The sequence below is a fragment of the Pseudomonas sp. DNDY-54 genome, assembly GCF_019880365.1.
GTDB lineage: Bacteria > Pseudomonadota > Gammaproteobacteria > Pseudomonadales > Pseudomonadaceae > Stutzerimonas > Stutzerimonas stutzeri_P.
The window spans coordinates 193,659-217,665 of record NZ_CP082271.1 but is presented as its reverse complement, the minus strand read 5'-3'; the positions used below and the strand labels follow the sequence as shown (position 1 = coordinate 217,665).

Annotated in this window: 19 protein-coding genes and 1 tRNA gene; 8 read left to right on the top strand and 12 right to left on the bottom strand. The window is 62.4% G+C overall.

What is annotated here, in order from left to right; genetic code table 11:
- Positions 1–43 precede the first annotated feature (43 nt).
- Entirely contained in the window at positions 44–610 is a 567-nt protein-coding gene (locus tag K4O48_RS01040; RefSeq protein WP_222910359.1) for a hypothetical protein, read from the bottom strand.
- Positions 611–948: 338 nt separating this feature from the next.
- Between K4O48_RS01040 and K4O48_RS01035 the strand changes: the two genes are divergently transcribed.
- Positions 949–1,044, top strand: a tRNA-Sec gene (locus tag K4O48_RS01035).
- A 34-nt stretch (positions 1,045–1,078) separates the two neighbouring features.
- Here K4O48_RS01035 and K4O48_RS01030 read toward each other — a convergent pair.
- Positions 1,079–1,291, bottom strand: coding sequence for a DUF6434 domain-containing protein (locus tag K4O48_RS01030; RefSeq protein WP_222910358.1), 213 nt, complete (start codon positions 1,289–1,291; stop codon positions 1,079–1,081).
- A gap of 265 nt (positions 1,292–1,556) precedes the next feature.
- Here K4O48_RS01030 and cfaB point away from each other — a divergent pair, with 265 nt between their 5' ends.
- Entirely contained in the window at positions 1,557–2,738 is a 1,182-nt protein-coding gene (cfaB, locus tag K4O48_RS01025) for a C17 cyclopropane fatty acid synthase CfaB (protein ID WP_222910357.1), read from the top strand.
- A gap of 53 nt (positions 2,739–2,791) precedes the next feature.
- On the opposite strand, the gene K4O48_RS01020 is transcribed toward cfaB, so the two are convergent.
- From K4O48_RS01020 to K4O48_RS01010, 3 genes are all read right to left on the bottom strand, one after another.
- Positions 2,792–3,643, bottom strand: a complete 852-nt coding sequence (locus K4O48_RS01020; protein WP_222910356.1) for a universal stress protein — start codon at positions 3,641–3,643, stop codon at positions 2,792–2,794.
- A 14-nt stretch (positions 3,644–3,657) separates the two neighbouring features.
- A complete protein-coding gene (locus K4O48_RS01015) occupies positions 3,658–5,145 on the bottom strand; it encodes a SulP family inorganic anion transporter (RefSeq protein WP_222910355.1) in 1,488 nt (495 codons plus the stop codon).
- Between the two features lie 343 nt (positions 5,146–5,488).
- Positions 5,489–6,652 (bottom strand): HD-GYP domain-containing protein, encoded by a 1,164-nt coding sequence (locus K4O48_RS01010; RefSeq protein ID WP_312846491.1) that lies wholly within the window; start codon positions 6,650–6,652, stop codon positions 5,489–5,491.
- A gap of 209 nt (positions 6,653–6,861) precedes the next feature.
- On the opposite strand from K4O48_RS01010, the gene K4O48_RS01005 reads away from it, so the two are divergent.
- Positions 6,862–8,625 carry an ATP-binding protein gene (locus K4O48_RS01005; protein ID WP_222910353.1) on the top strand — a complete coding sequence of 588 codons (1,764 nt, stop codon included), beginning with the start codon at positions 6,862–6,864 and terminating at the stop codon, positions 8,623–8,625.
- 27 nt (positions 8,626–8,652) lie between these two features.
- Positions 8,653–10,017: a sigma-54-dependent transcriptional regulator gene (locus K4O48_RS01000; RefSeq protein ID WP_222910352.1), complete on the top strand. Its 1,365-nt coding sequence runs from the start codon at positions 8,653–8,655 to the stop codon at positions 10,015–10,017.
- Positions 10,018–10,497: 480 nt separating this feature from the next.
- Here K4O48_RS01000 and K4O48_RS00995 read toward each other — a convergent pair whose 3' ends face one another.
- From K4O48_RS00995 to K4O48_RS00985, 3 genes are all read right to left on the bottom strand, one after another.
- Positions 10,498–11,730, bottom strand: a complete 1,233-nt coding sequence (locus K4O48_RS00995; protein WP_222911912.1) for an RNA polymerase sigma factor — start codon at positions 11,728–11,730, stop codon at positions 10,498–10,500.
- 22 nt (positions 11,731–11,752) lie between these two features.
- Positions 11,753–12,109 carry a YciI family protein gene (locus K4O48_RS00990; RefSeq protein WP_222910351.1) on the bottom strand — a complete coding sequence of 119 codons (357 nt, stop codon included), beginning with the start codon at positions 12,107–12,109 and terminating at the stop codon, positions 11,753–11,755.
- 84 nt (positions 12,110–12,193) lie between these two features.
- Positions 12,194–12,655, bottom strand: coding sequence for a nuclear transport factor 2 family protein (locus K4O48_RS00985; RefSeq protein ID WP_222910350.1), 462 nt, complete (start codon positions 12,653–12,655; stop codon positions 12,194–12,196).
- Positions 12,656–12,906: 251 nt separating this feature from the next.
- Between K4O48_RS00985 and K4O48_RS00980 the strand changes: the two genes are divergently transcribed.
- Genes K4O48_RS00980 through K4O48_RS00970 form a run of 3 tightly spaced genes read left to right on the top strand, consistent with a single transcriptional unit; the run spans position 12,907 to position 16,486 of the window.
- On the top strand, positions 12,907–15,165 hold the full coding sequence (locus K4O48_RS00980) for a TonB-dependent siderophore receptor (RefSeq protein ID WP_222910349.1): 2,259 nt from the start codon (positions 12,907–12,909) through the stop codon (positions 15,163–15,165).
- Positions 15,165–16,292, top strand: a complete 1,128-nt coding sequence (locus K4O48_RS00975; RefSeq protein ID WP_222910348.1) for a PepSY-associated TM helix domain-containing protein — start codon at positions 15,165–15,167, stop codon at positions 16,290–16,292. The genes K4O48_RS00980 and K4O48_RS00975 overlap by 1 nt, the downstream gene beginning before the upstream one ends.
- The gene (locus K4O48_RS00970; RefSeq protein ID WP_222910347.1) at positions 16,289–16,486 is read left to right on the top strand and encodes a hypothetical protein; all 198 of its coding nucleotides are present in this window, start codon (positions 16,289–16,291) and stop codon (positions 16,484–16,486) included. Before K4O48_RS00975 ends, K4O48_RS00970 begins: the two co-directional genes overlap by 4 nt.
- 62 nt (positions 16,487–16,548) lie before the next feature.
- Here K4O48_RS00970 and K4O48_RS00965 read toward each other — a convergent pair whose 3' ends face one another.
- Both K4O48_RS00965 and K4O48_RS00960 read right to left on the bottom strand, forming a co-directional pair.
- Complete coding sequence (locus tag K4O48_RS00965; protein WP_260523682.1) at positions 16,549–19,392, bottom strand: response regulator; 2,844 nt, start codon at positions 19,390–19,392, stop codon at positions 16,549–16,551.
- A gap of 8 nt (positions 19,393–19,400) precedes the next feature.
- Positions 19,401–20,564, bottom strand: coding sequence for an acyl-CoA dehydrogenase family protein (locus K4O48_RS00960; RefSeq protein WP_222910345.1), 1,164 nt, complete (start codon positions 20,562–20,564; stop codon positions 19,401–19,403).
- A gap of 262 nt (positions 20,565–20,826) precedes the next feature.
- Between K4O48_RS00960 and K4O48_RS00955 the strand changes: the two genes are divergently transcribed.
- Positions 20,827–22,017 carry a lactonase family protein gene (locus tag K4O48_RS00955; protein WP_222911911.1) on the top strand — a complete coding sequence of 397 codons (1,191 nt, stop codon included), beginning with the start codon at positions 20,827–20,829 and terminating at the stop codon, positions 22,015–22,017.
- A gap of 24 nt (positions 22,018–22,041) precedes the next feature.
- Here the strand turns inward: K4O48_RS00955 and K4O48_RS00950 are convergent, their stop codons facing one another.
- Positions 22,042–23,073: a hypothetical protein gene (locus tag K4O48_RS00950; RefSeq protein WP_222910344.1), complete on the bottom strand. Its 1,032-nt coding sequence runs from the start codon at positions 23,071–23,073 to the stop codon at positions 22,042–22,044.
- Positions 23,074–23,087: 14 nt separating this feature from the next.
- Positions 23,088–23,996: a flagellar hook-associated protein FlgL gene (flgL, locus tag K4O48_RS00945; protein WP_222910343.1), complete on the bottom strand. Its 909-nt coding sequence runs from the start codon at positions 23,994–23,996 to the stop codon at positions 23,088–23,090.
- Between the last annotated feature and the right edge of the window lie 11 nt (positions 23,997–24,007).

Here is a 24,007-nt window from a genome sequence, read left to right as displayed (position 1 = left end):
CAAAATAAGGATAAACTCGCCGGTTTTTAGTCACACGTTTAAATCATCTAACTCTATCGGCTCTATTTAGATCCACACTCATCTTGCAGTTTCTTCGCTCAATGCTCCCTTCACGGAAGGGGCAAAAATCTCGTATCCGAGTTTCCTTTCCAACCACAACGATTTCTTGCTTCTTTCGAGGCGCTTGGGTCTCTTTGGGTTGATAAGTTGAAACAGCAGGTACTACGTTGTGCGCGCCCTGTGGCGTGTAGTTGCTGTCGTTAAAGACCTTCTGTTTGCTGACTACGGTCTCTGCCGTGTCGGATCGGGGCTGGCCCGGTTGCGGCTGAGGCGTTGCACCTCTAGCTGCCACCTCTTCGACCACTTTGTCCCAATCCCTGACAGGGGCAGGTTCTGCTCTGCTGATTTCAGCGACAGCGGTTGGTTTCGGGTGAATGCGCTTTTCGGCAATGTTTTGTGCCGTTCCCTTTAGGAACGCTGAACCTGCCGTATGGAGAACCGCGAGCGTAATCAGTGTGCCGATCAGTCCAGGGATCAGCTTCGCTAGCCTGCGGCGTTTGCGTCGGTGCCTCGTGATGTATTCCGGGGCGTCGTTCCAATCAGCCTTCATCTCGTCCTTTCCCTGTCGTTCGGGCGTCCAGTACCGGGCACGTTCTTAACTATCCGCGTTCGATCCTACTCCCTCCCGTGGTAAGAATCACACAGACTTCAGGGGGTTAAGATTGGGCGTTTCAACCCTTCTGCTCGGAGCCGTTCAGGTAGAGCACCTTAAGGTTTTAGTGGTGAGATCGCTCTAATCCGAGTCATTTAAGCGCCTCTGTTCGTCACCGCTAGGACAATTTGTTACCCTCGGTCCGCCTAGCAGATGATTCTTTACTAGCCTAGGCCACAGCATCTCGGCACTTGCCAAAACTTTCCACAAAGTTGGTGAATTAATCTCGTTTTAGAGGAAGGCAATCGCACCCGGTGGTGCGGCCGGGCTTCAAACCCGGTTGGGGGCGGCAGCCGTTCCCGGGTGGGTTCGACTCCCACTGCCTTCCGCCATCCTCGACGCAGCATCGACTAACCGAGCAGCGCGTCAGCGCTCATGACGTCGCAGCCACTCGCAAGCCACCTGCCCCATGGTTTTGGATGTTCCATCCTTTATCCAGCCCATGAACTCACGGTCGAACTTGAAACCGGGCCCGCACGCCTCGGTCATAAACCGGCGTACGTTTTGGGTGTTTCCATAGCTGGCGGTCACCACTGTTTCGTTCGTTATCAGATCGCTATGCCAGTCGAAATGGGTCATCGCTATGCCTTCTTTATTGCTCGCGCGGCAAACAGGCCGTGGGGGTGCGACAGGTGTACACGAAACCCGTTAACGCTGGCGCTCTCGTTACAGGCTGCAACCCCACTGCATCCGACTCCGCGCCATTTCCAACAACCGTGACCCTTAACAGCGTCCGAATCATTTCGGTCCATCATCTCCATAGCCAAAAACCATCGGCCGATTGAGCGCAAGCGGAAAAAAGCTGGTCTAGGATTTCAGGCACGCGGACGATAGGAGAACGAGCATGTTGGCCACATTGCTTCCAGCCCTTCGAGACTTGGAATTACCGTTGCGCCTACGCCTATGGGACGGCAAGGAGATCGACATCGGCCCCTCGCCCAGTGTGACGCTGGAGATTCGTGACCCCGGTCTGGTTCCGCAGCTGGCCCATCCCAGCCTGGCCTTGCTGGGCGGCGCCTATGTCGAGGGCAAGGTTGATCTTCACGGCCCGCTTGAAGAAGTGATCCGTATTGGCGACGAGATCAGCCGTGCGTTGGGCGAAGCGCATTCGGCGCTGCCCGTGCGTGAAGCTCACGACAAGACGACCGATGCCGAAGCCATTTCCTATCACTACGACCTGTCCAACGCCTTCTATCAGCTCTGGCTGGATCGGGACATGGTCTATTCCTGCGGGTATTTCGAGACCGGGACGGAAGACCTCGATCAGGCGCAGCAGGCCAAGCTGCGCCATCTGTGTCGCAAATTGCGGCTCAAGTCCGGCGATCGCCTGCTGGATGTCGGTTGCGGCTGGGGGGGGCTGGCGCGCTTTGCGGCACGTGAGTACGGCGCCAAGGTGTTTGGTATCACGCTCAGCCAGGAGCAGTTGAAGCTCGCTCGGGAGCGGGTCGCTGCGGAGGGGCTTGAAGGTCAGGTCCAACTGGAGCTGCTGGACTACCGGGATCTGCCTGCTGATGGTCAGTTCGACAAGGTGGTCAGTGTGGGGATGTTCGAGCATGTCGGGCACGCCAACATGCCGCTGTACTGCCAGAAGCTGTCGGAGGTGGTGCGGCCGGGCGGTCTGGTGCTGAACCACGGCATCACCTCGCGCTATATCGACGGCCGACCCGTCGCGCACGGCGCCGGTGAGTTCATTGACCGCTACGTCTTCCCCCACGGCGAGCTTCCGCATCTGGTCAAGATCGGCGCCTGCATCAGCGAATCAGGATTGGAAATCGTCGACGTGGAAAGTTTGCGGCTGCACTACGCCCGCACGCTGCAGTTCTGGAGCGAGCGGTTGGAGGCTCGGCTGGACGAGGCGCAGCAGATGGTCCCCGAACGGGCGCTGCGGATTTGGCGGGTGTATCTGGCGGGCTGTGCGTATGGCTTTCGCCGTAACTGGATCAACCTGCACCAGATTCTGGCGAGCAAGCCGTTGCCGGATGGCTCACACGAACTGCCCTGGTCGCGGGCCGATCTGTATCAGTAGCCCATTATGAGCGGACGCGGGCGCGCCTAACGGCCGCCCGCTCAGCGGTGATATCAGCGCAGCAGCAGCAACGGCGTGGTGGTCGAGCGGATCATGCTGGTGGTGGTGCTGCCGACCAAAAATTGGCGAATCCGCGAATGCCCGTAAGCGCCCATCACCAATAGCCCGATGCCGTGCTCGGCCTGGTAGGCGTGCAGCGCGGGCTCAACCTCGCCGGCGCGGATCGCGATATGCACGTCGAACCCTGCGGCCTTAAGTGCATCACGCGCGGATTCCAGCGGCACGCGGCTGTCGGTGGTGTCGGCACCGACCATCACCAGATGGATGGGTATGCCCTTGAACAGTGGGCTTGAGGCGAGCATCTCGACGCCTTTGCGCGACGTGGCACTGCCATCGAACGCCAGCATGACGCTGGTCGGCGCGTTGAAATTGGACGGCGTCACCAGGATTGGCCGGTGCATGGTCCGGATCACGCTTTCCAGCTGGCTGCCAATGTGCTGCAGGTCGCTGCTGCTGTCTTCGCCCTGCTTACCAATGACCAGCAGTCGGATGTCGGATTCCAAGTCGCGCAGACTTTCTACCAGGTCGCCGTGGCGCTGGCGCACGTCGGGCTGCGCCACGCCGGCAGAGGTCACGCGCTGCTTTGCCGCGTCGAGCATCATGCGGCCTTCTTCCAGCGCCAGCTTGCTGCGTTTTTCATCCAGCGCGGCAAGCTCTTCCAGCAGGTATTCGCGGCTGCCGAGCCCGATGATGCCGCTGAGGTTGCCCGTCGCCGGATATTGCTGCTGATCGAGCACATGCAGCAGGGTCAGTGGCGCGTCCAGTCGCAGGCTGGCCCAGGCCGCGCAATCGCAAACGGCCCCGGCCTGTGGGGAGCCATCGATACAAGCCAATACATTGTTCATTGTCATTCTCCTGATCAGTGGCTCATCAGCTTGTCGATGGCGTCGGGTTTGTCGTGCACACCGAAGCGGTCGACGATGGTCGCGCTGGCTTCGTTTAACCCTAGCACCTCTACGTCGGTGCCTTCACGGCGGAGCTTGACGACCACTTTGTCCAGCGCCGCCACGGCTGTGATGTCCCAGAAATGGGCATCAGTCAGATCGATGGTGATCCTGGCGATCGCTTCCTTGAAATCAAACGCCGCGGTGAATTTGTCGGAGGAGCTGAAGAACACCTGCCCAACCACGCGGTAAGTGCGCTGGTTGCCTTCATCGTCCAGTTCCGAGGCGATATGCAGGTAGTGCCCGACCTTGTTGGCGAAGAACATGGCGGCCAGCAACACACCGGCCAGCACGCCGTAGGCCAGGTTGTGGGTAAAGACCACCACCACCACGGTCACGACCATGACGATGTTGGTGGACAGCGGGTAACGCTTGAGATTGCGGATCGAGTCCCAGCTGAAGGTACCGATGGACACCATGATCATCACGGCTACCAGCGCGGCCATGGGGATCTGGCCGACCCAGTCGCTCAAGAACACCACCATCAGCAGCAGCACGACACCGGCGATCAGGGTCGACAGGCGCGTACGACCACCGGATTTCACGTTGATCACCGACTGACCGATCATCGCGCAACCGGCCATGCCGCCGAACAGGCCGGAGACGATGTTGGCCACACCCTGGCCCTTGCACTCGCGGTTCTTGTCGCTGCCGGTGTCGGTCAGATCATCAACGATGGTCGCCGTCATCAGCGACTCCAGCAGGCCCACCACCGCCAGCGCAGCGGAGTACGGGAAGATGATCGCCAGGGTTTCGAGGTTCAGCGGCACTTCGGGCCAGAGGAAGACTGGAAGCGTGTCGGGCAGGTCGCCCATGTCAGCGACGGTGCGAATATCCAGCCCAAGATAGAGCGCCACGGCGGTCAACGTCAGGATGCAGACCAGCGGCGATGGGATCACCCGGCCAATCTTGGGCACATAGGGGAACAGGTAGATGATGCCGAGCCCGGCGGCCGTCATGGCGTAGACGTGCCAGGTCACGTTCGTCAGCTCCGGCAGCTGCGCCATGAAGATCAGAATCGCCAGCGCGTTGACGAAGCCAGTCACCACTGAGCGGGAGACAAAGCGCATCAGCGAGCCAAGGCGCAGGTAGCCGGCGCCGATCTGCAACACACCACAGAGCAGCGTGGCGGCCAGCAGATACTGCAAGCCGTGCTCGCGTACCAGCGTCACCATCAGCAACGCCATGGCACCGGTCGCGGCGGAAATCATGCCCGGACGGCCGCCGACGAAGGCAATCACCACCGCGATACAGAAGGACGCGTAGAGACCCACCCGCGGATCGACGCCGGCAATGATCGAGAACGCGATCGCTTCCGGAATCAGCGCCAAGGCGACGACGAGACCAGCGAGCACGTCGCCCCGGATGTTGCAGAACCAGTTTTGTTTGATCGTATGAAGCATCGAGATTTCCAAAAGCAAAGACACCGCCGCCAGACCGGAGCACGGTAAGCAGGCTGACACGAGGCCCGTTTCAAATTTGAGGATGGATGCCGTATAGGCAATTTGCAGCGTGGCGCACGGCAGAAACAACCGCGCCCATGACGAGCGGTCGTAGCAGAGGGGGGCGTTGCGCTATAGCGGACTAGGCTGCCAGGTCATGGATTTGTCTCACATAGAAGCCTCGACGGCGTCGGGCTCGCCGGTAGAAGGCGGCAAGGATACCGAAACATCATGTTCGCCGCGACCCGCCGCCCCTGTCCGATTGCGCAGGCCGTCACGATTGAAATGCTGTCCACCTGGGGACCTACTGCCAGAACTCATCCAGATTGGCGAACCCCCAGGACGCCGGGTCCTCACGGCTGACGATGCGATCCGCGCCGGGCTTGTGGGTGAGGTCCAGATCTTGCTGGGTGATCGGCATCCGTGTCTTGGTCGAGTAGAAGACCCGTAGCACCGGCTCCGTCAGCTTGCCGGGGTTCTGGTCGACCACCACACCCAGCCGCCCCGATTCGAGCCGAACCAGCGTGCCAAGCGGGTAAATACCCACCGACTTGACGAACGCATGGAAGACCTTGACGTCGAAATGCCCCTCCCATTGCGCCATCTGCGACAGCGAACTCGCCGCATCCCAGGCGTCCTTGTAGGGCCGCTTCGAGGTGATCGCGTCATACACGTCACAGATCGCCCCCATCCGCGCCAACAGGCTGATCTGTTCGCCTTTCAATTTCTTGGGATAACCGCTCCCGTCGATCTTTTCGTGGTGATGAAGGCAGACATCCAGCACGGCTTCGGGCATCGCGTTGCCCTGCACGAGCATCGCGTGGCCTCGCTCGGGATGGGTGCGCATGATGTCGAATTCCGAATCGGTGAGTTTCCCTGGCTTGTTGAGCACTTCGGGGGGCATGACCATTTTGCCGACGTCGTGCAGCAGGCCGGCCAGTCCCGCTTCGCGTACCTGAGCTTCACCCAGCCCGAGTTGCCGAGCGAGCGCCACCATCAGCGCGCAGACGCTGACGGAGTGCATGTAGGTGTATTCATCACGGGCTTTCAACCGGGCCAACCCGATCAACGCCGACGCGTTACGCGACAACGATTCGCTGATTTCCTCGACCAGCGGCAGGCAGGTCTGGACATCCACCGCGTTGCCCAGGCGCGCCTCGTTGAACAGGGACGCGACCGCCTGCTTGGAGCGGTTGAGGGTGCGGGATGCGCGCTGAAGTTCGTCGCGTGCACTGCAGGTCGCCGCGCGCTGGGGCATTTCAGCCGCTGGCGCCAGGCTGACCGGGTCGTGTGGCTCGGCCGCCACATTCGGCTCATCGGCGACATCCACGCCTTTTGCCGTATCGATCCACACGCCCTCGACGCCGCTGTTGCGCAGGGCTTGCAGGTCGGACGGCTCGCTGAGCAGAAAGCGGGTGCGCCAGAACGGGTGCGAAAACCAACCCCCTTCGAGGGATTGAATGTACATACCGAACCGAAGCTGATCAGTCGAAACTTTCCTGAGCACCCGACACCTCTGCAGCGACTGCGGACCGGCATGATATCGGTCGGCCATGTGCCGAATCTACGCGCTCGGCGCGAAAACGGGACACCGGTTTCATCTTTGCACATTCCCTCGCGGGATGCCCAGGATCGCGGCCGTGGCTTAACATGGCCCACCCTACAGAAGAGCCGCTCATGCCTGCCCCTTCCAGCCGCCTCCGCGTCGTTCTCATCGTCCTGCTGATACTGGCCGGGCTGCTGCTGAGTATGTATTGGGCCGGCCGCATCGCCGAGCAACGCGCCTGGGCCGAGCGCAGCCAGGAAGCACGCGGGCAGCTGGAGCTGTACGCCCAGGCGATCCATACCCAGGTTGAACGCTTTCGCTCCGTGCCGGCGTTGCTGGCGTTGGACAGCGACATACAGGCCCTGCTGAGCAGGCCTGACGACCAGGCCTTGCGCGAGCATTTGAACCAGCGGCTGGAGCAGCAAAATCAGGCGGCAGGTTCATCCGTCCTTTACTTGCTCGATCGCAACGGCGAAACCCTGGCCGCGAGTAACTGGCGCGACTGGACAAGCTTCGTCGGCAATAACTACGCCTTCCGCCCGTACTTTCTCGACGCGCTGAAGGACGACTCCGGGCGCTACTTCGCCGTAGGCGTGACCACCGGCATCCCTGGCTACTTCCTCTCCAGCTCGGTGAAGAACCGCGCCGGTGAGGTAATCGGTGTGCTCGTCGTCAAACTCGAACTGGAGGACATGCAGCGTGAGTGGGTCGGGCAAACGGGGATTCTGCTGGTTGCCGACTCACTGGATATCGTCATTCTCACCAACCGTCCCGCCTGGCGCTTCCGCTACCTGCGCCCGCTGAGCGAACAGGTGCGCAGCCAGCTGGTGGCCGCCCGCCGCTATGCCGAGCAGAACCTGCAACCACTGCCGAATCACAGCCTGCAGCGCATTGCCAGCGACAGCGAGCGACGCCAGGTGAATGGCCCGGATGGGCAGCGCAACTACCTCTGGCAACGGCTGCAACTGCCGGAAGAAAACTGGACGCTGCATCTGCTGCAGGAACCGCAATTGATCGCCGCCAATGTGCGCAGTTACCGGCTGGCCGCTGCCGGTGTATGGATGACCCTGGCGTTTCTGTTGCTGTACCTGGCCCAGCGCCGCAAGACGCGTCGTGCCGAGCAGCGTAATCGCAGCGAACTGGAACGCCTGGTGGAAGCGCGTACCCGCGAATTGCACACCGCTCAGGACGAACTGGTACACGCGGCGCGCATGGCGGCATTGGGGCAGATGTCCGCCGCACTGGCTCATGAGATCAACCAGCCGCTGACCGCCCTGCGCATGCAGCTCGCCAGCCAGCGCCTGCTGCTCGATAACGGCCGCACCGAGGCCGTGCGTGAAGGCATCGGCCAGGTCGAAGGCTTGCTCGAGCGCATGGCGGCGCTGACCAGCCATCTGAAAACCTTCGCACGCAAGAGCCCAGCCGGTTTGCGCCAACGGTTACGCCTGGCCGACGTGCTCGAACAGGCACTGCAGCTACTCGGCCTGAGGATCCGCAACGATGGCGTCGAGGTCTTGCGGCAGGTGCCGGCTGATGCCTGGGTCAGCGGCGACGCCATCCGCCTGGAGCAGGTGCTGATCAACCTGCTGACCAACGCCCTCGATGCCATGCAAGGTAGCCAGCCCCGCCAACTGCGCATCGACTGCCGTCGCGACCGGCACACCTGGAGGCTCGACGTCGCCGACACCGGCGGCGGCATCGCCAGCGAGCATCTTGATCAGGTCTTCGAACCGTTTTTCACCACCAAACCGGTGGGCCAGGGTCTGGGGTTGGGCTTGGCGGTTTCCTACGGCATCGTGCGCGACCTGGGTGGCAACCTCGAGGTGCACAACGATGCCGTCGGTGCGGTGTTCGTGCTAACGCTGCCGGCAGCCGAATCGCACGACGGCGAGTAGACTGGCGGCAGGCGAAAGGAGCGAGTCATGAGCGGTCAGGTCATCTTTATTGACGACGAAGCGGCGATCCGTCAGGCCGTGCAGCAGTGGTTGGAGCTGTCCGGCTTCAGCGTGCGCACCTGCGCCAGCGCGCAGCAGGCACTGGCGTTGATCGACCGCGACTTCGCCGGCGTGCTGATCAGCGATGTGCGCATGCCCGATCTGGATGGCCTCAGCCTGCTTGAACGGCTGGTGGCGCTGGACCCTGAGCTTCCAGTGATCATGGTGACCGGACACGGTGATGTACCGATGGCCGTGCAGGCGTTGCGCCAGGGCGCTTACGATTTCATCGAGAAACCCTTCACTCCCGAACGGCTGCTCGACAGCGTGCGCCGCGCCCAGGACAAACGTCGCCTGGTCTGCGAGAACCGCCAACTCCGTGAACAGTTCACCCGCAAGGGCCGTATCGAATCGATGCTGCTGGGCGTCTCGCGCGGCATGGAGCATCTGCGCCGGCAAGTGCTGGAGCTGGCCGGCACCAACGTCAACGTATTGATCCGCGGCGACACCGGCAGCGGCAAGGAACAGGTCGCGCGCTGTCTGCACGACTTCAGCCCGCGGGCGCGCAATCCCTTTGTCGCGCTGAACTGTGCCGCCATTCCGGAAACCATCTTCGAGAGCGAGCTGTTCGGCCACGAAAGCGGCGCGTTCACCGGCGCCCAGACCAAGCGCATCGGCCGCATCGAGCATGCCCACGGTGGCACGCTGTTCCTCGACGAGATCGAGAGCATGCCGCTGGCCCAGCAGGTCAAGCTGCTGCGCGTGCTGCAGGAAAAGACGCTGGAACGGCTGGGCTCTAATCGCAGCATCGAGGTCGATTTGCGGGTCATCAGCGCGGCCAAGCCGGATCTGCTCGAAGAAGTGCGTGGCGGGCGTTTCCGCGAGGATCTGCTGTATCGCCTGAACGTCGCCGAGCTGCGTATTCCGCCCCTGCGTGATCGCCGCGAAGACATACCGTTATTGTTCGACCACTTCGCCAGTCAGGCCGCGCAGCGCCATGGCCGCAATCCCGTACCCGCCAGCCCCGCCGAGCTGGCGCAACTGCTTAGCCATGACTGGCCAGGCAACGTCCGTGAGCTGATCAACGCGGCCGAACGCCATGCGCTGGGCCTGACTCCCCCGCCGTCCGCGAACCTGAACGTTACAACCAGCGCAGCCTGTGGCGCCTCGCTGGCGGAACAGATGGAAGCCTTCGAGGCGCAATGCCTGCACAGCGTGCTGCAACAGCACAAAGGCAATATCACCGAAGTGATGAACCAGCTGCAGCTGCCGCGCCGTACCCTGAACGAGAAGATGCAGCGGCACGGGTTGAGTCGCAGCGATTACCTGCCAGCGGGGAGTGGCGACGGTTAGTCTCGGTTTGATGGTGAAGGCCCGCCTGCCCGCGGAATAGACGAAACGCCAATGAGGATGCGGCCCAGGCAATTGGTGGGCTAAAGCCCACCCTACGGGAGGGTTAGCGCTGTTGGCGGGATGGTCGAACGCTGAACATCGGTTCGCCTCGCCATTTTTGTAGGGTGGGCTTCAGCCCACCGGAGCTTGGTGACGCGGCATGGAGAAAACGCCAATGACGTGGGGCCCGGGCCATTGGTGGGCTAAAGCCCACCCTACGGGGTTGGTGTTGTTCGGCGGAATGGTCGAACACTGAACATCAGTCGCCTCGCCATTTTTTGTAGGGTGGGCTTCAGCCCACCGGAGCTCGGTGACGCGGCATGGAGAACACGCCAATGACGTTGGGGCCCGGGCCATTGGTGGGCTAAAGCCCACCCTACGGGGGGTGGTGTCTTTCACCATGCGATCGCGGTGTCTATCACTGGTGCTGGCAGCGCTCGCTCACGTTTCCACCGTCCAGCCATCCAGCTCATCCAACCGTTGCTGCAGAAACCGACGCTCCGGCACCAGCTGCACCAGCTCTAGCGCGCATCGGTAGGCGGTTCGGGCTTCGTCCACAAGGCCAAGGCGTCGGCATAAGTCGGCACGGGCCGAATGCAGCAAATGGTGGTCGTGTAGCAGGCCTCGGGCCAATAGATCGTCGATCAGCCCCAGACCCGCTTCAGGCCCGTCGCGCATGGCGACCGCCACGGCGCGGTTCAGCTCGATGACGGGCGAAGGGCTGATCTGCAGCAGCAAGGTGTAGAGCCCGATGATCTCTGTCCAATCGGTCTGCGCCGCACTGGGTGCTTCTGCATGCACGGCGACAATCGCCGCCTGCAAGGTATAAGGCCCAACTCGGTGCGAGGCCAATGCGTGCTGTATCAAGGTTGAGCCTTCTGCGATCTGCGTGCGGTCCCACAGGCCGCGGTCCTGCTCGTCGAGGCGCACCAGCTCGCCGGCGTTATCGGTGCGCGCAGCACGTCGCGAATCGTGCAACAGCATCAGTGCCAGCAGGCCTGCCACTTCAGGGTCGGGCAGCAGTTCGAGCAGCAACCTACCCAGGCGGATCGCTTCTGCACTCAGATCAGCACGGGTCAGTTCGCTACCACTTGAAGCCGAATACCCTTCGTTGAACACCAGATAGATGACCCGCAACACGCTGTCCAGCCGCTCGGGAAGCTCGTCTCGCTCTGGCACGCGATAGGGCAGCTGCGCGTCGCGGATCTTCGCCTTGGCGCGCACGATGCGCTGCGCAATTGTCGCCGGCGCAGCGAGAAACGCCCGCGCGATTTGCTCGGTCGTGAGGTCGCAGACTTCACGCAGCGTCAGCGCCACGCGCGCATCAGGCTGCAGCGCCGGGTGGCAGCAGGTGAAGATCAGCCGCAGTCGATCGTCTTCCATCTCGTCGACCTCCGCTGCTGGGGCCTCCTCAAGTTCAGCGGCCAGCAGATGCAAGGACGCATCGAAACGTGCGCGCCGGCGCAGCGCATCAATGGCCTTGAAGCGCCCGGCTGACACCAGCCAGGCTCGCGGGTTGTCAGGCACGCCGTCACGCGGCCATTGCTGTACCGCCGCCGCGAAGGCGTCGTGCAACGCTTCCTCCGCTCGATCGAAATCGCCGAGCAAGCGGATCAGGGTCGCCAGAACACGACGCGATTCGTTGCGGTAGATCGCCTCGATACGTCCAGCCAGGACGCTTGCGCAACCAGGCACGCTAGCGCTGCGGCAGCTGTCGCAGAGGCCGTACCTCGATGCTGCCGAGGGTCGCCGGTGGAATCGTCGCGGCAATGGCCTCGGCTTCGTCCTGGTCGGCGGCTTCGATCAGATAGAAGCCGGCTAACTGCTCGCGCGTCTCGGCGAAGGGGCCGTCGACCACCGAGGTCTCACCGTCACGCACCCTCACCGTGCGGGCCGTCCGTACCGATTGCAACGGCTCGCCGGCAAGCATGTGGCCGCTGGCACGCAGCCGTTCACCGCTGGCCAGGCAGCGGGCGACCAATGCCTGCCACTGCTCGTCGGTCATCTCATCCACTCGTTGTTCGTCGTAATAGATCAAGCACAGGTATTTCATCGCAGGGCTCCGTCTGCCGGTAACCCAGCAACGCTAGCAGCCGCCAGCAGAACCTGCTCTCCAGGACGACGAACGCTCGGCGGGTCAACCCGCCTGCTCCTGCAGCGGCGTTGGGCCGTGCGACATGTCCACCTGGCCAGTTTCCATATCGAACGGCATGGAGAAGTGCTCATGAACCACACGCCATTGGCCATCGCGATTGCCCCAGACCCTGCTGCCGCGCATCCAGCACGTCTGCATCTGTCCTTCCTTGTTGGGTCCTCCGCAGTGGCTGAGCATACGGCTGTAGGCCAGTTCACCCCCCACCTCAACGTGCAGATCGTGGGTTTCAAAAAAACCTTCGCCCTCGCAGAACTCGAAACACCGTTGCCAGTGCGCGTGGTAGTCGGGAACCCCAACGAACTGCAGCGCGCCGATCGCGCCGAAGGCGACCACATCCGGGGCGTACTGCGCCATGATCCGGTCCAGATCCTTGATCTTGATGGCCGCTTCGAACTCGTCGTGCAACGCGCGAATACGGGCTTCCTCAGGATGGATGTCGTGCATGTCGTTCTCCTGTCATCGGGCTGATAGTGAGTGCTACATGAACTGGTCGTCCGGTGGCTCCGGGAATCGACAGGGCGCAGGAATGATTCACCAAATTCGCAGCGAACCGCGGCAGTACCAGCCCGACCGCCGGGCAATCTAATAAACAGAACAGTATTGCGAATTACTATCATTGAAATATGATAATGGCCCTCAAATGGCACCCCGCTCACACGCGTGTCCATCCACCGCCACCGCCTTCAGGTCGTCCAATGCCCACTCTTCGCTTTTCGCGCACTCATGCACTGATCCCTGTTTGCCTCGCCGCGAGCGTTGTCGGCTCGCCCTTGATGGCTCAGGAGATGATTGGCACACAAGCCGATGAAAGCCGGCTCGCTCAGAACGCGCCGACGTCGGGCCGCGCCGCGGAGCCGGTGGAACTGGAGTCAGTTGAAATCACGGCGAGTGCCGACGCCTCGGCCGACGGCCTGACCCAGCCCTACGCCGGCGAGCAAGTCGCGCGTGGCGGCCGTGTGGGGATTCTGGGAAATCAGGACTATATGGAGACGCCGTTTACCTCGACAGCCTACACCTCCATGCTGATCCAGGATCAGCAGGCGCGTAGTGTGTCGGATATCGTGCAGAACGACCCGTCGGTACGTGTAGCACGGGGCTACGGCAACTTTCAGGAGCTATACGTAGTACGCGGCTTCCCCGTGTATTCCGATGACATTTCTTATAACGGCCTCTACGGCCTACTGCCGCGCCAGTATGTGGCGGCCGAGTTCATTGAGCGCGTGGAAGTGTTCCGAGGCGCGAACACTTTCCTAAATGGCGCGGCACCGGGTGGCAGTGGCATCGGCGGAGCGATCAACATTCTGCCCAAGCGCGCACCGAACGAGCCACTGACGCGCCTGACGCTGGGTGCCGAAGACGGCGGACAGGGTATGGTCGCCGCGGACATCGCTCGTCGCTTCGGCGAAGAGGAGCGATTCGGCGTGCGCCTCAACGCCGCCAAGCGCGACGGCGAAACTAACGTCGACGATGAAAAACGTACTCTGGATATGTTTGCTCTGGGACTGGATTACCAGGGCGACAACTTCCGTATCTCTGCGGACGTCGGCCATCAGTACCACTTCCTCGACCAACCGCGCCCCAGCGTCTACCTGCGTAGAACCGCTCCGATCGTTCCCAGCACGCCGGATGCAAACGACAACTTCGCCCAGCCATGGACTTTTTCGAAGGAAAAGCAGACGTTCGGTACCTTCCGCGCTGAATACGATTTCTCCGACTCGGTCACCGGCTGGCTCGCCGCTGGCGTGCGTAAGGGAGAGGAGGACAATCGCCTGGCTGTGCCAACCTACAACGGTGGTGGCCTCACCAGTACGTCGCTTTTCGAGAACGTTCGCGAAGACGATGTCTGGACAGGAGAGACCGGCTTGCGGGGCAGGTTTCAGACGGGTTCCGTCAGCCATCAGTGGGTGACTTCAGCGGCAATCTTCGATTCGGAGGAGCGCAACGCCTACGCCACCTCGGCAACGTTTGACGGAAACCTCTACTCACCGGTGGATGTGCTTCGCCCTCCCTACGCAACCGGGCCATCCACGAGCGGCGGCTCGCTCTCCAACCCAGGTATCGTTGGCCGAACCCATACACAGAGCCTGGCAATCGCCGATACCCTGGGCCTCATGGATGACCGCTTGCTGATCACCCTCGGCGCGCGACGCCAGGGCATCGACGTTCGCGCTTATGACTACAATACCGGCGAGCGCGGCTCGGCCTACAAGCGCTACGAGAACACGCCGGTGGCCGGCGTGGTGTACCAGCTCAACGACCAGGTGTCGGTTTACGCCAGTTACATTGAAGGTCTGGTCAAAGGCGATATCGCCCCCGCCGAAAGCGGCAGCGCGCCAGTCGTCAACGCTGGCGAAGTGCTGGACCCCTACGTGGCCGAGCAGATGGAAGTTGGCATGAAATACGACGGTGGTGCCATTGGCGGCAGCCTGGCCGTGTTCACCACCGACCGGCCGTTCAGCATCATCGACAATGGCGTATTCAGCGACGGCGGCGAGCAGCGTAATCGAGGTATAGAGCTGTCGGTCTTCGGTGAGCCTGCCTATGGCGTGCGGCTGCTTGGCGGGCTGACGTTGCTCGATGCCGAGCTGACCAAGACGGAAAACGGTGAAAACGAAGGCAATCGCGCCATCGGCGTTCCCCGAACGCAGGCCAACATTGGCGGCGAATGGGACCTGTCCGGCGTGCCAGGTCTGACCCTGACCAGCCGCGTGCTCTACACAAGCAGCCAGTACGCAAGTATTGATAATGATCTGGAGATCCCATCCTGGACCCGTCTGGACCTTGGCGCCCGCTACCGTATGATCATCGAGGACCGTGACGTGACACTTCGCGCGCGCGTAGACAACGTCACCGGCCGTGACTATTGGGCCTCCACCGGAGGCTATCCTGGACAGAACTACCTCGTCCTCGGCGCCCCTCGCACGCTGTCGGTCAGCGCGACGGTCGACTTCTGATGCAGGCAGTCACGCTGCGGCGCTGGGGCTGGGTTCATAAGTGGTCCAGCCTCGTCTCCACCCTGTTCATCCTGATGCTGTGCCTGACCGGCTTGCCGCTGGTGTTTTCGCATGAGATCGACCATCTCACCGGCAACGAAATCGAAGCGCCGGCGATGCCGGAAGGCGCATCGCGTGCTCCGGTCGACCAGGTTGCTGCCGAGGCGGTAAAGGCTTACCCCGGCCTGGTGCCGCTGTACTTTTTCGCCGAAGAAGACGAGCCGGATGTCTGGTACGTCAAGCTCGATACGCGCGTCGATACGGACGAGAGCGAGTCGACCCTGATCCTTTCCGATGCCCGAACCGCCGAGGTGCTCGGCGCGCCCAACTTCGATGAAGGCTTCATGAGCGTGATGTACCGCTTGCACGTGGACCTGTATGCAGGGCTCCCCGGCAAGCTGTTCCTCGGTCTGATGGGCCTGTTGCTGGTCGTGGCGATCATCTCTGGCGTGGTGCTCTACGCGCCCTTCATGCGCAAACTGCGCTTCGGTGAGGTCCGCCATGCGCGCGCGCCAAGGACGCGCTGGCTCGACCTCCACAACCTGCTTGGTGTCGTGACCCTGGTGTGGGCCCTGGCCGTGGGCTTCACGGGAGTGATCAATACCTGGGCAGACCTGATATTCAAAGGCTGGCAAGCGGATCAGGTCAGCGCGCTGCAGGCCGGTGAAACCCGCGTTCTGCTACCCGCCGACGCACAGGACGTACCCGCAGTCGACGGCACGTTGCAAGCCTCGGTCGATCGCGTGCTGGCCGCCGCACCGGGCATGGCGATCTCGATGATCGCGTACCCCGGCACGCTGCGCGCGACACCCGAACACGTCGCGGTGATCTTGCGGGGTGATACGCCGCTGACTTCGCGCCTGACCCAGGCCTTGCTGATTGACCCCGCCAACGGCGAGGTGCTGGAAGCCGGTGCCCGCCCCTGGTATGTCACCGCGCTGCAACTCTCCGAGCCACTGCACTTCGGTGATTACGGCGGCTTGCCGCTGAAAATCCTCTGGGGTCTGTTGGATATCCTCACCATCATCGTCGTGGTCAGCGGGCTGTACCTGTGGCTCAAGCGCGGCGCCACGGAGGCCCGGGCATGATGCGCATATGGCTCTGGCCAGTGCTGATCGCGGCGTTGTCCGCGGTGGGGCTGGTAGCCGGTCTGGTGTCTGAAGGCGCGGGCGACTGGCTGAACTGGCTCGCGCTGAGCGTACCGGTGGTGCTCTCCGTCCACGGTTTTCGTCGCCGTAAGCCTCAGCGGCAGCGCGACCTGAGCGTGCGTGCTCAGCATTAGCCGCGCGGGGTCGCAGAGCCGCACGACGACCGGACCCTAGACCCTAACCGCCTGCCAGTCAGTCAGGCGTTGAGAATCGCTTCGAGCTGCTCGAATGAGAAGGGCTTGGGCAAGGAGCTAGCGGGCAGCTCGGTTTCGATCACGCCATCGCCGGACATGAACACCACCCGCAGCCGCGGCTGCGCCTCAAGCGCCAGCGCGGCGAACTCGGTGCCGGACATTCCCGGCAGGTTGACGTCCACCAGCAGGAAATCGAAGTGCCGTTCGGCCAATGCTTGCGACGCCTTTTCCGCGCAAAGGCATCCCACCGATGCGAACCCTAACTCGTCGAGCATTTCGCAGGTCAGCTCAAGCAGCGGCAGTTGGTCCTCGACGACGAGTACACAACGACGCAAATTCTGCTGTTTTGCAGCTGCAGACGTCTGATCATGCTCACGCGACCCGAGGAGCTGACGGATCTTGCGCGCCAGATCTTCCTGGCGATACGGCTTGCTCAGCAACTCGACGCCGGCATCCAGCTTGCCACCGTGAACAATCGCGTTGCGGGTGTAGCCCGAGGTGAACAGTACGGCAATATCCGGCAGCAGCAGTTTCGCCTGTCGTGCCAGTTCGGTGCTGCTGAGTTTGCCCGGCATAACCACGTCGGTGAACAACAGATCGATTGCGATGCCGCTCTGAAGAATGCTCAGGGCGCTCTGCGCATCATTGGCGCGCAGCACCCGGTAGCCAAGGCCGGACAGCAGTTCGATGACGGTAGCCTGTACCGCAAGATCATCCTCCACGACCAGAATCGTCTCGTTACCGCCTACGGTGGGCCCGACCGGTAGCGGAACGGCAACCACTTCCGGCTGCTCGGTACGGGGCAGGTACAGCTTGACCGTGGTGCCGCTGCCCAGTTCGCTGTAAATGCGGATGTGGCCGCCGCTCTGTTTGGCAAAACCATAGGCCATGCTTAGCCCGAGCCCCGTGCCCTCACCCTCCGGCTTGGTGGTGTAGAAAGGCTCGAACGCCTGCTCGATGGTGTGCTCGGACATGCCGACACCCGTGTCGGAGACCGCCAGCAGCACGTACTGACCTGGCGCGACGTCAATCTGTGTTTGCGCATAATGCTCGTCGAGCATGGCATTGCTGAGCTCAAGGGTCAGCTTGCCCCCGTCGAGCATGGCATCGCGCGCGTTGATCGCCAGATTCAGTAGCACATTCTCGAGCTGGTTCGGATCGACCATGGTCGTCCACAGCCCGCCGGAAACAACGGTTTCGATCTCAACTCTCTCGCCCAGCGCCTGGCGCAGCAACTCATCCATGTTGCGTAGCAAACGACTCAGATTGGTGGGCATCGGCCGCAACGGCTGCCTGCGGGCAAAGGCCAACAGCTCGGCCGCCAGTTTGGCCCCTCGTTCAACCGCCTGCGCCGCGGCATCAAGCCGCTCCGAGCCCAACCCGGCGCTTGCAAGCATGGGCCGTATCAACTGCAGGTTGCCGCCGATTACCTGCAGCACATTGTTGAAATCATGCGCCACGCCACCGGTCAGCTTGCCGATCGCCTCCAGCTTCTGCGATTGATGCAGCGCCTGGCGACTTTGCTCCAGCTCGCGGGTGCGCTCACTCACCAGTTCCAGCAGGCTGTCTTGGGATTGCTGCAGGGCTTGCTGTGCGAGGACCTGCTGCGTCACGTCGTGGCCCTGGCAGAAAATGCCGCTCACCTCGTCCTGCTCAGTCAGCACGGGCTGGAATATGAAATCGACAAACCGTCGCTCCGCCCCGCCACCGCTGCCACGGTTGACCAACACCGGTGTCGCACGGCCGAGGTAGGGCCGCTTGGTCGCATAGATTTGTTCCAACAGCTCGCCGACGTCGCGCCCCTCGGTTTGCGGGAACGCTGCGGATGCCGGTTGACCGATCACATCGCGCTGCCCCACTAGCTGGTGAAAGGCCCGGTTGGCGATGGCCAGCACGTGCAGCGGCCCTCGAGTAATTGCAATGAAGCCAGGCGCCTGATCGAACAGGCGGTGGAGATGTTGACTCTCCTCGGTCAACTCCCGCCCGCGTTGCTCATTGACCCGACGCTCCGCGGCCAGGGCCGTGATGTCGCGTACGGTCAGGGATACACCGATGATTTGCCGATCCCCGTCCCGCACCGCCGAGGGAAAAACTTCCAGCGTGCTATCGACCCCGTCCAGCGTGCACGAGCATTCCAGAGGGCGCGCAACGGTGCCGCCAAGCACCTGCTGCGCAGTCGAATGCAGCGCAGGCGACCAGAACGGCAATTGTTCAACGTTCAGCTGCACGGCGTCCCTGACTGGCAGCCGGAACAGCTCTTCGGCACCCGCGCTCCAGTACAGCACGTCCAACGTCTCATCGAGCCCGATAATGGCGTCACGCGCGGCATCGATGAACGTGTGCAGGTAGTAGCTGGCGTTCAGCCGTCGTCGATGGCTGCCCTCTGTTGAAGCCTGAGGTGAATTGAGCGTCGCGTTTGCCCGGTCAAGCGTGGTTCGCAATTGACGGCGGCGCTGAGTCGCCGCGAGCGTCTGGCTGATCTGCCGGGCCAGCACGGATGGGCTGGTCTCGATGATGGACCAATGCGGACCAATCAGCGGGGCCACGCCAAACTCACGGCGCAAGGGCTCAATACCGCCGACCGGACAGAGAAATATGAATTCGCAATGCCGCCAGTGACCGCGTATGGTCCGCGCCAGCGCCAGTGGGCGGCTAAGTCCCGGTGCCAGCAGCAGCAGCGCAGGCTCTGCGTGCGCCGCCAACGTCGCAGCGGAATCAGCAGTGAGCGCTGCCTGGTCGATGGCGGTTAGCTGCAACTGTTGCGCGACGGCGATCTCTCCAATCAGCCGTTGCGTCGCGCCGTCTGCGTCTCGGGCGATGATCAGAATTATCGACTGGGTTCCCACACTGGCACTCAAAGCAGCGGCAGGCCGAGCAAACTGCGGCCTGCCCATAGCTTCAGCAGATCGGTGGTCGGCGTCATCACATGTGCGGCTCGGGCATCACGCATTATCTGCGCGACCCGGCTGTTGTCACGGTACGCAGCACCACCACAAATGGTCATCGCCTCATTAGCGAGTGAGACCGCGGTTTCACCGGCCGCCGCCTTGCAGGAAAGAATGAAGGGCAGCGCCTCGGGATCCCCCATGTCTCCACGCCGCGCGGCTTCGCGAATCAGCGCACGGGTTTTCTCCAGATCCATCCACATCTCGGCATAGCGAATCTGCAATGCCTCGACATCGCGCAACGCCTCGCCCGAATGCGAATAACGCCGAGCGCGCAAGTGCTCGCCAGCAGCGTCCAGTGCTGACTGGGCAATACCGAGATAGGTGCCGGCCATGGCCATCAGGAAAAAGGGAGCGACCACCTCAAACACGTACCAGACCTGATCACCTTCTTCACCCAGCAGATTCGCCGTCGGCACGCGAACCTGATCCAGGCGCAACGGCCGAGAGGAATTGCCCCGCATGCCGAAGCCTTTCCAGGCATCCAGCCAGCTCATACCTGCACTGTCGCGGTCGACGATCAGGCAACTGAAGTCGCCGGCGTCATTACCATCGCCGCTGGCTACCGTCGACACCACATAGGAGTCGGCATGACCACCGTTGGTCACGAATTGCTTGGTGCCGTTGACCACGAAGCGCTCCCCGTCCGACTGGATACGCGTCTCCGGCAGGTAGAAGTGCGCGCCCGTACCATGTTCGGAAAGTGCCAGCGTGGTGATGTGCCGGCCTTCGGCAATGGCCCGTAGATAGTGGTCCTGCTGGTAACGAGTGGCCTTGGCGGCAATCACCGCGGTGCCGACACAGTGCATGCCGAAGCAGAGTGCCGACGACGGGCATGCCCTGCCGATCGTTTCGGTGATTACGCTCAGGCCAAGCAGGCCCTGGCCATGACCCCCAAGCGCGGTCGGCACTTGCAGCCCGAGCAGCCCGGCTTCTGCCAGCGCGCTCATCGAATGCTCGGGCCATTGGCAGTGCTCATCGACCTGGGCTGCATGCGGGGCGATGTGTGATTCCACCAGCAAGGCCGCGATGCCTTGCAGCTCGCTGAGCCGAGCGGGTAACAGATATTCCATAAGAAAGCAGAGCCACTCTGATAGGCAAAATTGAAATTACGACGGTACGGCGGACAGTGGCACATCGGAGGGATGACCGGGCGGTTTCACATGACCCGTTCCTGATAGACCGTGCAGCGGTCTATCGAGTTCGCAGGCGTAAGCGGGCCCATCGCCATCAATACGCTGCGCAGCCATGACTATAACTGTAGAGAACCCTGACGCCTTGCTGTGTTCAACAAGCTACGGCCTCCCCGCCTACACCGATACGGGATATTCACTTATGTTCGGCCCTTTGCACATACGCCTCGGCATCGCCGCGGCCCTCTTGGCACTCAGCACCTCGGGAGCGGCAGCACCCATGTATCAACTATTGGTCGGCACCTACACCAGCGTGCGCAGCGGCGAAGGCGGCAGCGAAGGGATCTATCGCATGCAGTTCGACGCCGAAAACGGCCAGATTCAGCCCCAGCCGCTGCAAGTGGTACGCACGCACAATCCGTCCTGGCTGACGCTGGACCTGAACCGCAACCGGCTCTACGCCGCGAACGAGAACGGTCCTGGGCAGCCCGACGCCGTGGGCCGCGTGAGCGCGTTCATCATGGCGCCGAACAGCGGTCAGCTGTCACCGTTGGCGCAGCAGATCACCCTGGGTGACGAGCCCACCCACCTGAGCCAGAGCCGTGACGGACGCTACCTGTTCGTTTCGAACTATGGCGTCCATGCCAATCCGGGCGGCAGCCTGGCGGTCATGCCGACGGCCAGCGACGGGACGCTCTCGCCCGTGACTCAGATCGCCACTCACAAGGCCAGCGAGGTGCACCCGGAACGCCAACAGTCGGCCCATGTGCACTCGGCGGTGATGTCTCCGGACGGAAAGACGCTCTTCGTCAGCGACCTGGGCGCGGACAAGATTTTCATCTACGCGTATGACCCGGCCAACGCCGAGCGCCCGCTCTCGCCTGCGGACCCTGCCTTCATCGCCCTGCCGGACGGCAGCGGCCCACGCCATCTGGTCTTCAGCCCGGACGGACTCCAGGCGTACGCGACGCTTGAACTCAGCGCTCAGGTGGCCCGTTTCGACCATGTCGACGGCGGCCTGGTACAGCGGCAATTGGTGGACATGGCGGCCGGCGGCGATGTCAGCCAGCATTCACCGGGCGCTATTCATCCGTCCGCCGACGGCCGTTTCCTCTACGTCAGCGACCGCGCCGAAAAGAACCGCATCATGGTCTACGCCATCGAGGAGAACGCCAACCTGCGTGAAATTCAGCAGCGCGACAGCGAGGGCCGCGAGCCGCGGGAGTTCACCATCGATCCGAGCGGGCGTTTCATGCTCATCGCCAACCAGAAAAGCGATGCGCTGGTGGTGCTGCAGCGCGACCCCGACAGCGGCCTGCTAGGCGACACCGTGCAGACCCTGCCAATGGGTCGGCCTTCGGATGTGAAGTTCATCGATCGCACCGGGCGATGAGCACGCCGCCCGGCGCAGGATCGATCAAGACAGCAGACTGACCACCGCGAAGCGGCTGATGGTGGCCTGCGCCACCACGGTCTGGGTGACGGCGGCGTAGCTGGACGGGCTGCGCTGCATCAGGTTGAACACCGAACGCGAGAAATCCATCGCCCACTGTTTCTCGTCGGCATGGGCCTGACGGGCGAGAAACTCACGGATCTCCTGTTGGCGGTTACTCAGCTGCTCACGCAGCGCGGTGACCTTGTCGAGCCCAGCCACGACCGAGTCAAGCAAGCGCCGCAGTTCGCGGAACGAATCCAGCTGCAACTCCTCGGGGAAGTTCAGCAACTGCTCTTCCTGGCTCTGCACGCGAACATAGTTGCCCTTGTCGAACAACTTGCCCTCGCCCTGCACCGCGAGCTGTCCCTTGAGCTTCTGCCAGTCGCCTTCACGCGCGGAAAATTTCAGCTCGCCGTTCTGGTCCAGTTCGGCACGAATCCCGGCCTGCCCGAGGCTGCCATTGAAGCGACGCAGGATCTGCTCATCGGTCATCCCGTCGTCGAGCACCACCGCGACCGGCTCGGCCAGCTGGCGGCCGCCGCTGAACAGCAGGGTTTCGCGGCCGGACTGACGAATCGTGTCCAGCGACTCCAGCCCCTGCAGGCTGAAGCGGCTGCGTACCGGCTCGGTCAGGCGCAGCTTGAGGTTGGCATCCAGCGAATTGCCGGAGCGCTTGCTGCGCGCCTTGAGCAGCTCGTTGAGCTGATGAACCGACTGTTGAATGGCGTCCTCGCCATCGGGCTGCGGTGAGCTGATCTGGCGACTCAGGTTGAGTTTGAGCTGCGACAGACGCGTCTGCAGATCGCCCAGGTAGCTGTCGGCCGATTGCATCGAAGACAGTTGCTGGTTGAGCTGCAGGCTGAAACTGGTGGTCTTGCTGGTCGTGGTTTCGACGGGCAGGGTGTCGCCGGGCGTACCGGCACGCAGCGGCGCAGGCGCATCCCGCAGTAATGCCTCGCGGCGTTCCTGCGGGTTGATTGCGGAAACAGCGGGGAGCTGCTTGCCAATCTTCATTCACGCTACCTCGGTCAGAGCATGCCGAACAGCGACAGCCCGTTGATCTTCAAATAGGTTTTCTGCGTCGCCTGCAGCGACAGCTGGTAGTTGTTCAGGTCGATGCTGGCGGTGGCGTAGTCCAGCTGGGACAACTCGCCTTCGATCTTCTGGTTGACCAGCGAGACGTCCTCGTTGCTGCTCGACAGCAGGGTCAGGGTGTTCTGCCGCCCGCCCAGCTCGGTGACAGCCCCCAGCAGGCGACCATGGGTGTCGTCCAGACTGGCCAAGGTTGCGCTGATCAGAGCGCCGGCATCGATTGCCGGGTTGGCCAGGTTCTTCACCAACGCATGCAATTGACTGAGCATCTCGGCATCGTCAGTACCCGTGCCGAAAATTTGCGTAGCGGTGACATTCTCTTCGACCAGCACACCATTGGCGACTGCCGCCTGGCGGTACTGATCATTGCCGGTCAGCTTGTAGGTTTCGGTTGGGGCATCGAATGTGATCGCTGGACGGTCGCTGAGCGTGCCCGAGAACAGATAACGACCTTCCTCATCGCGCACGTTGGCGAAGCTGAGAATGGTGCTCTCCAGCGTCTCCAATTCATTGGCGATGGCGGCGAGGTCTTCGGGGGTATTACTGCCGTTCGCCGCCCACAACAGCATGTCGCGCACGCTGAGCATGGTGTCGGAGGCGGCCTTGAGGTTGGCCTCCTGCTTGGACAGGTTGCCGGAGACGTTGGCGATGTTGGTGCGGTACTGGGTCAGCGTCGCTTCCTCACGCTGAATCCGCAGCACGCGCACGGCGGAAATCGGGTCATCAGACGGCAGCAGCATGCGCTCGCCTGTGGCCATCTGCTGCATCAGCTTGCCGAGCTTTTCGGAGCTGGTGTTCATCGAGCCGTGCATCATGGCGGTGAGCTGGGCGTTGGAGATGCGCATGGTCTTTACTC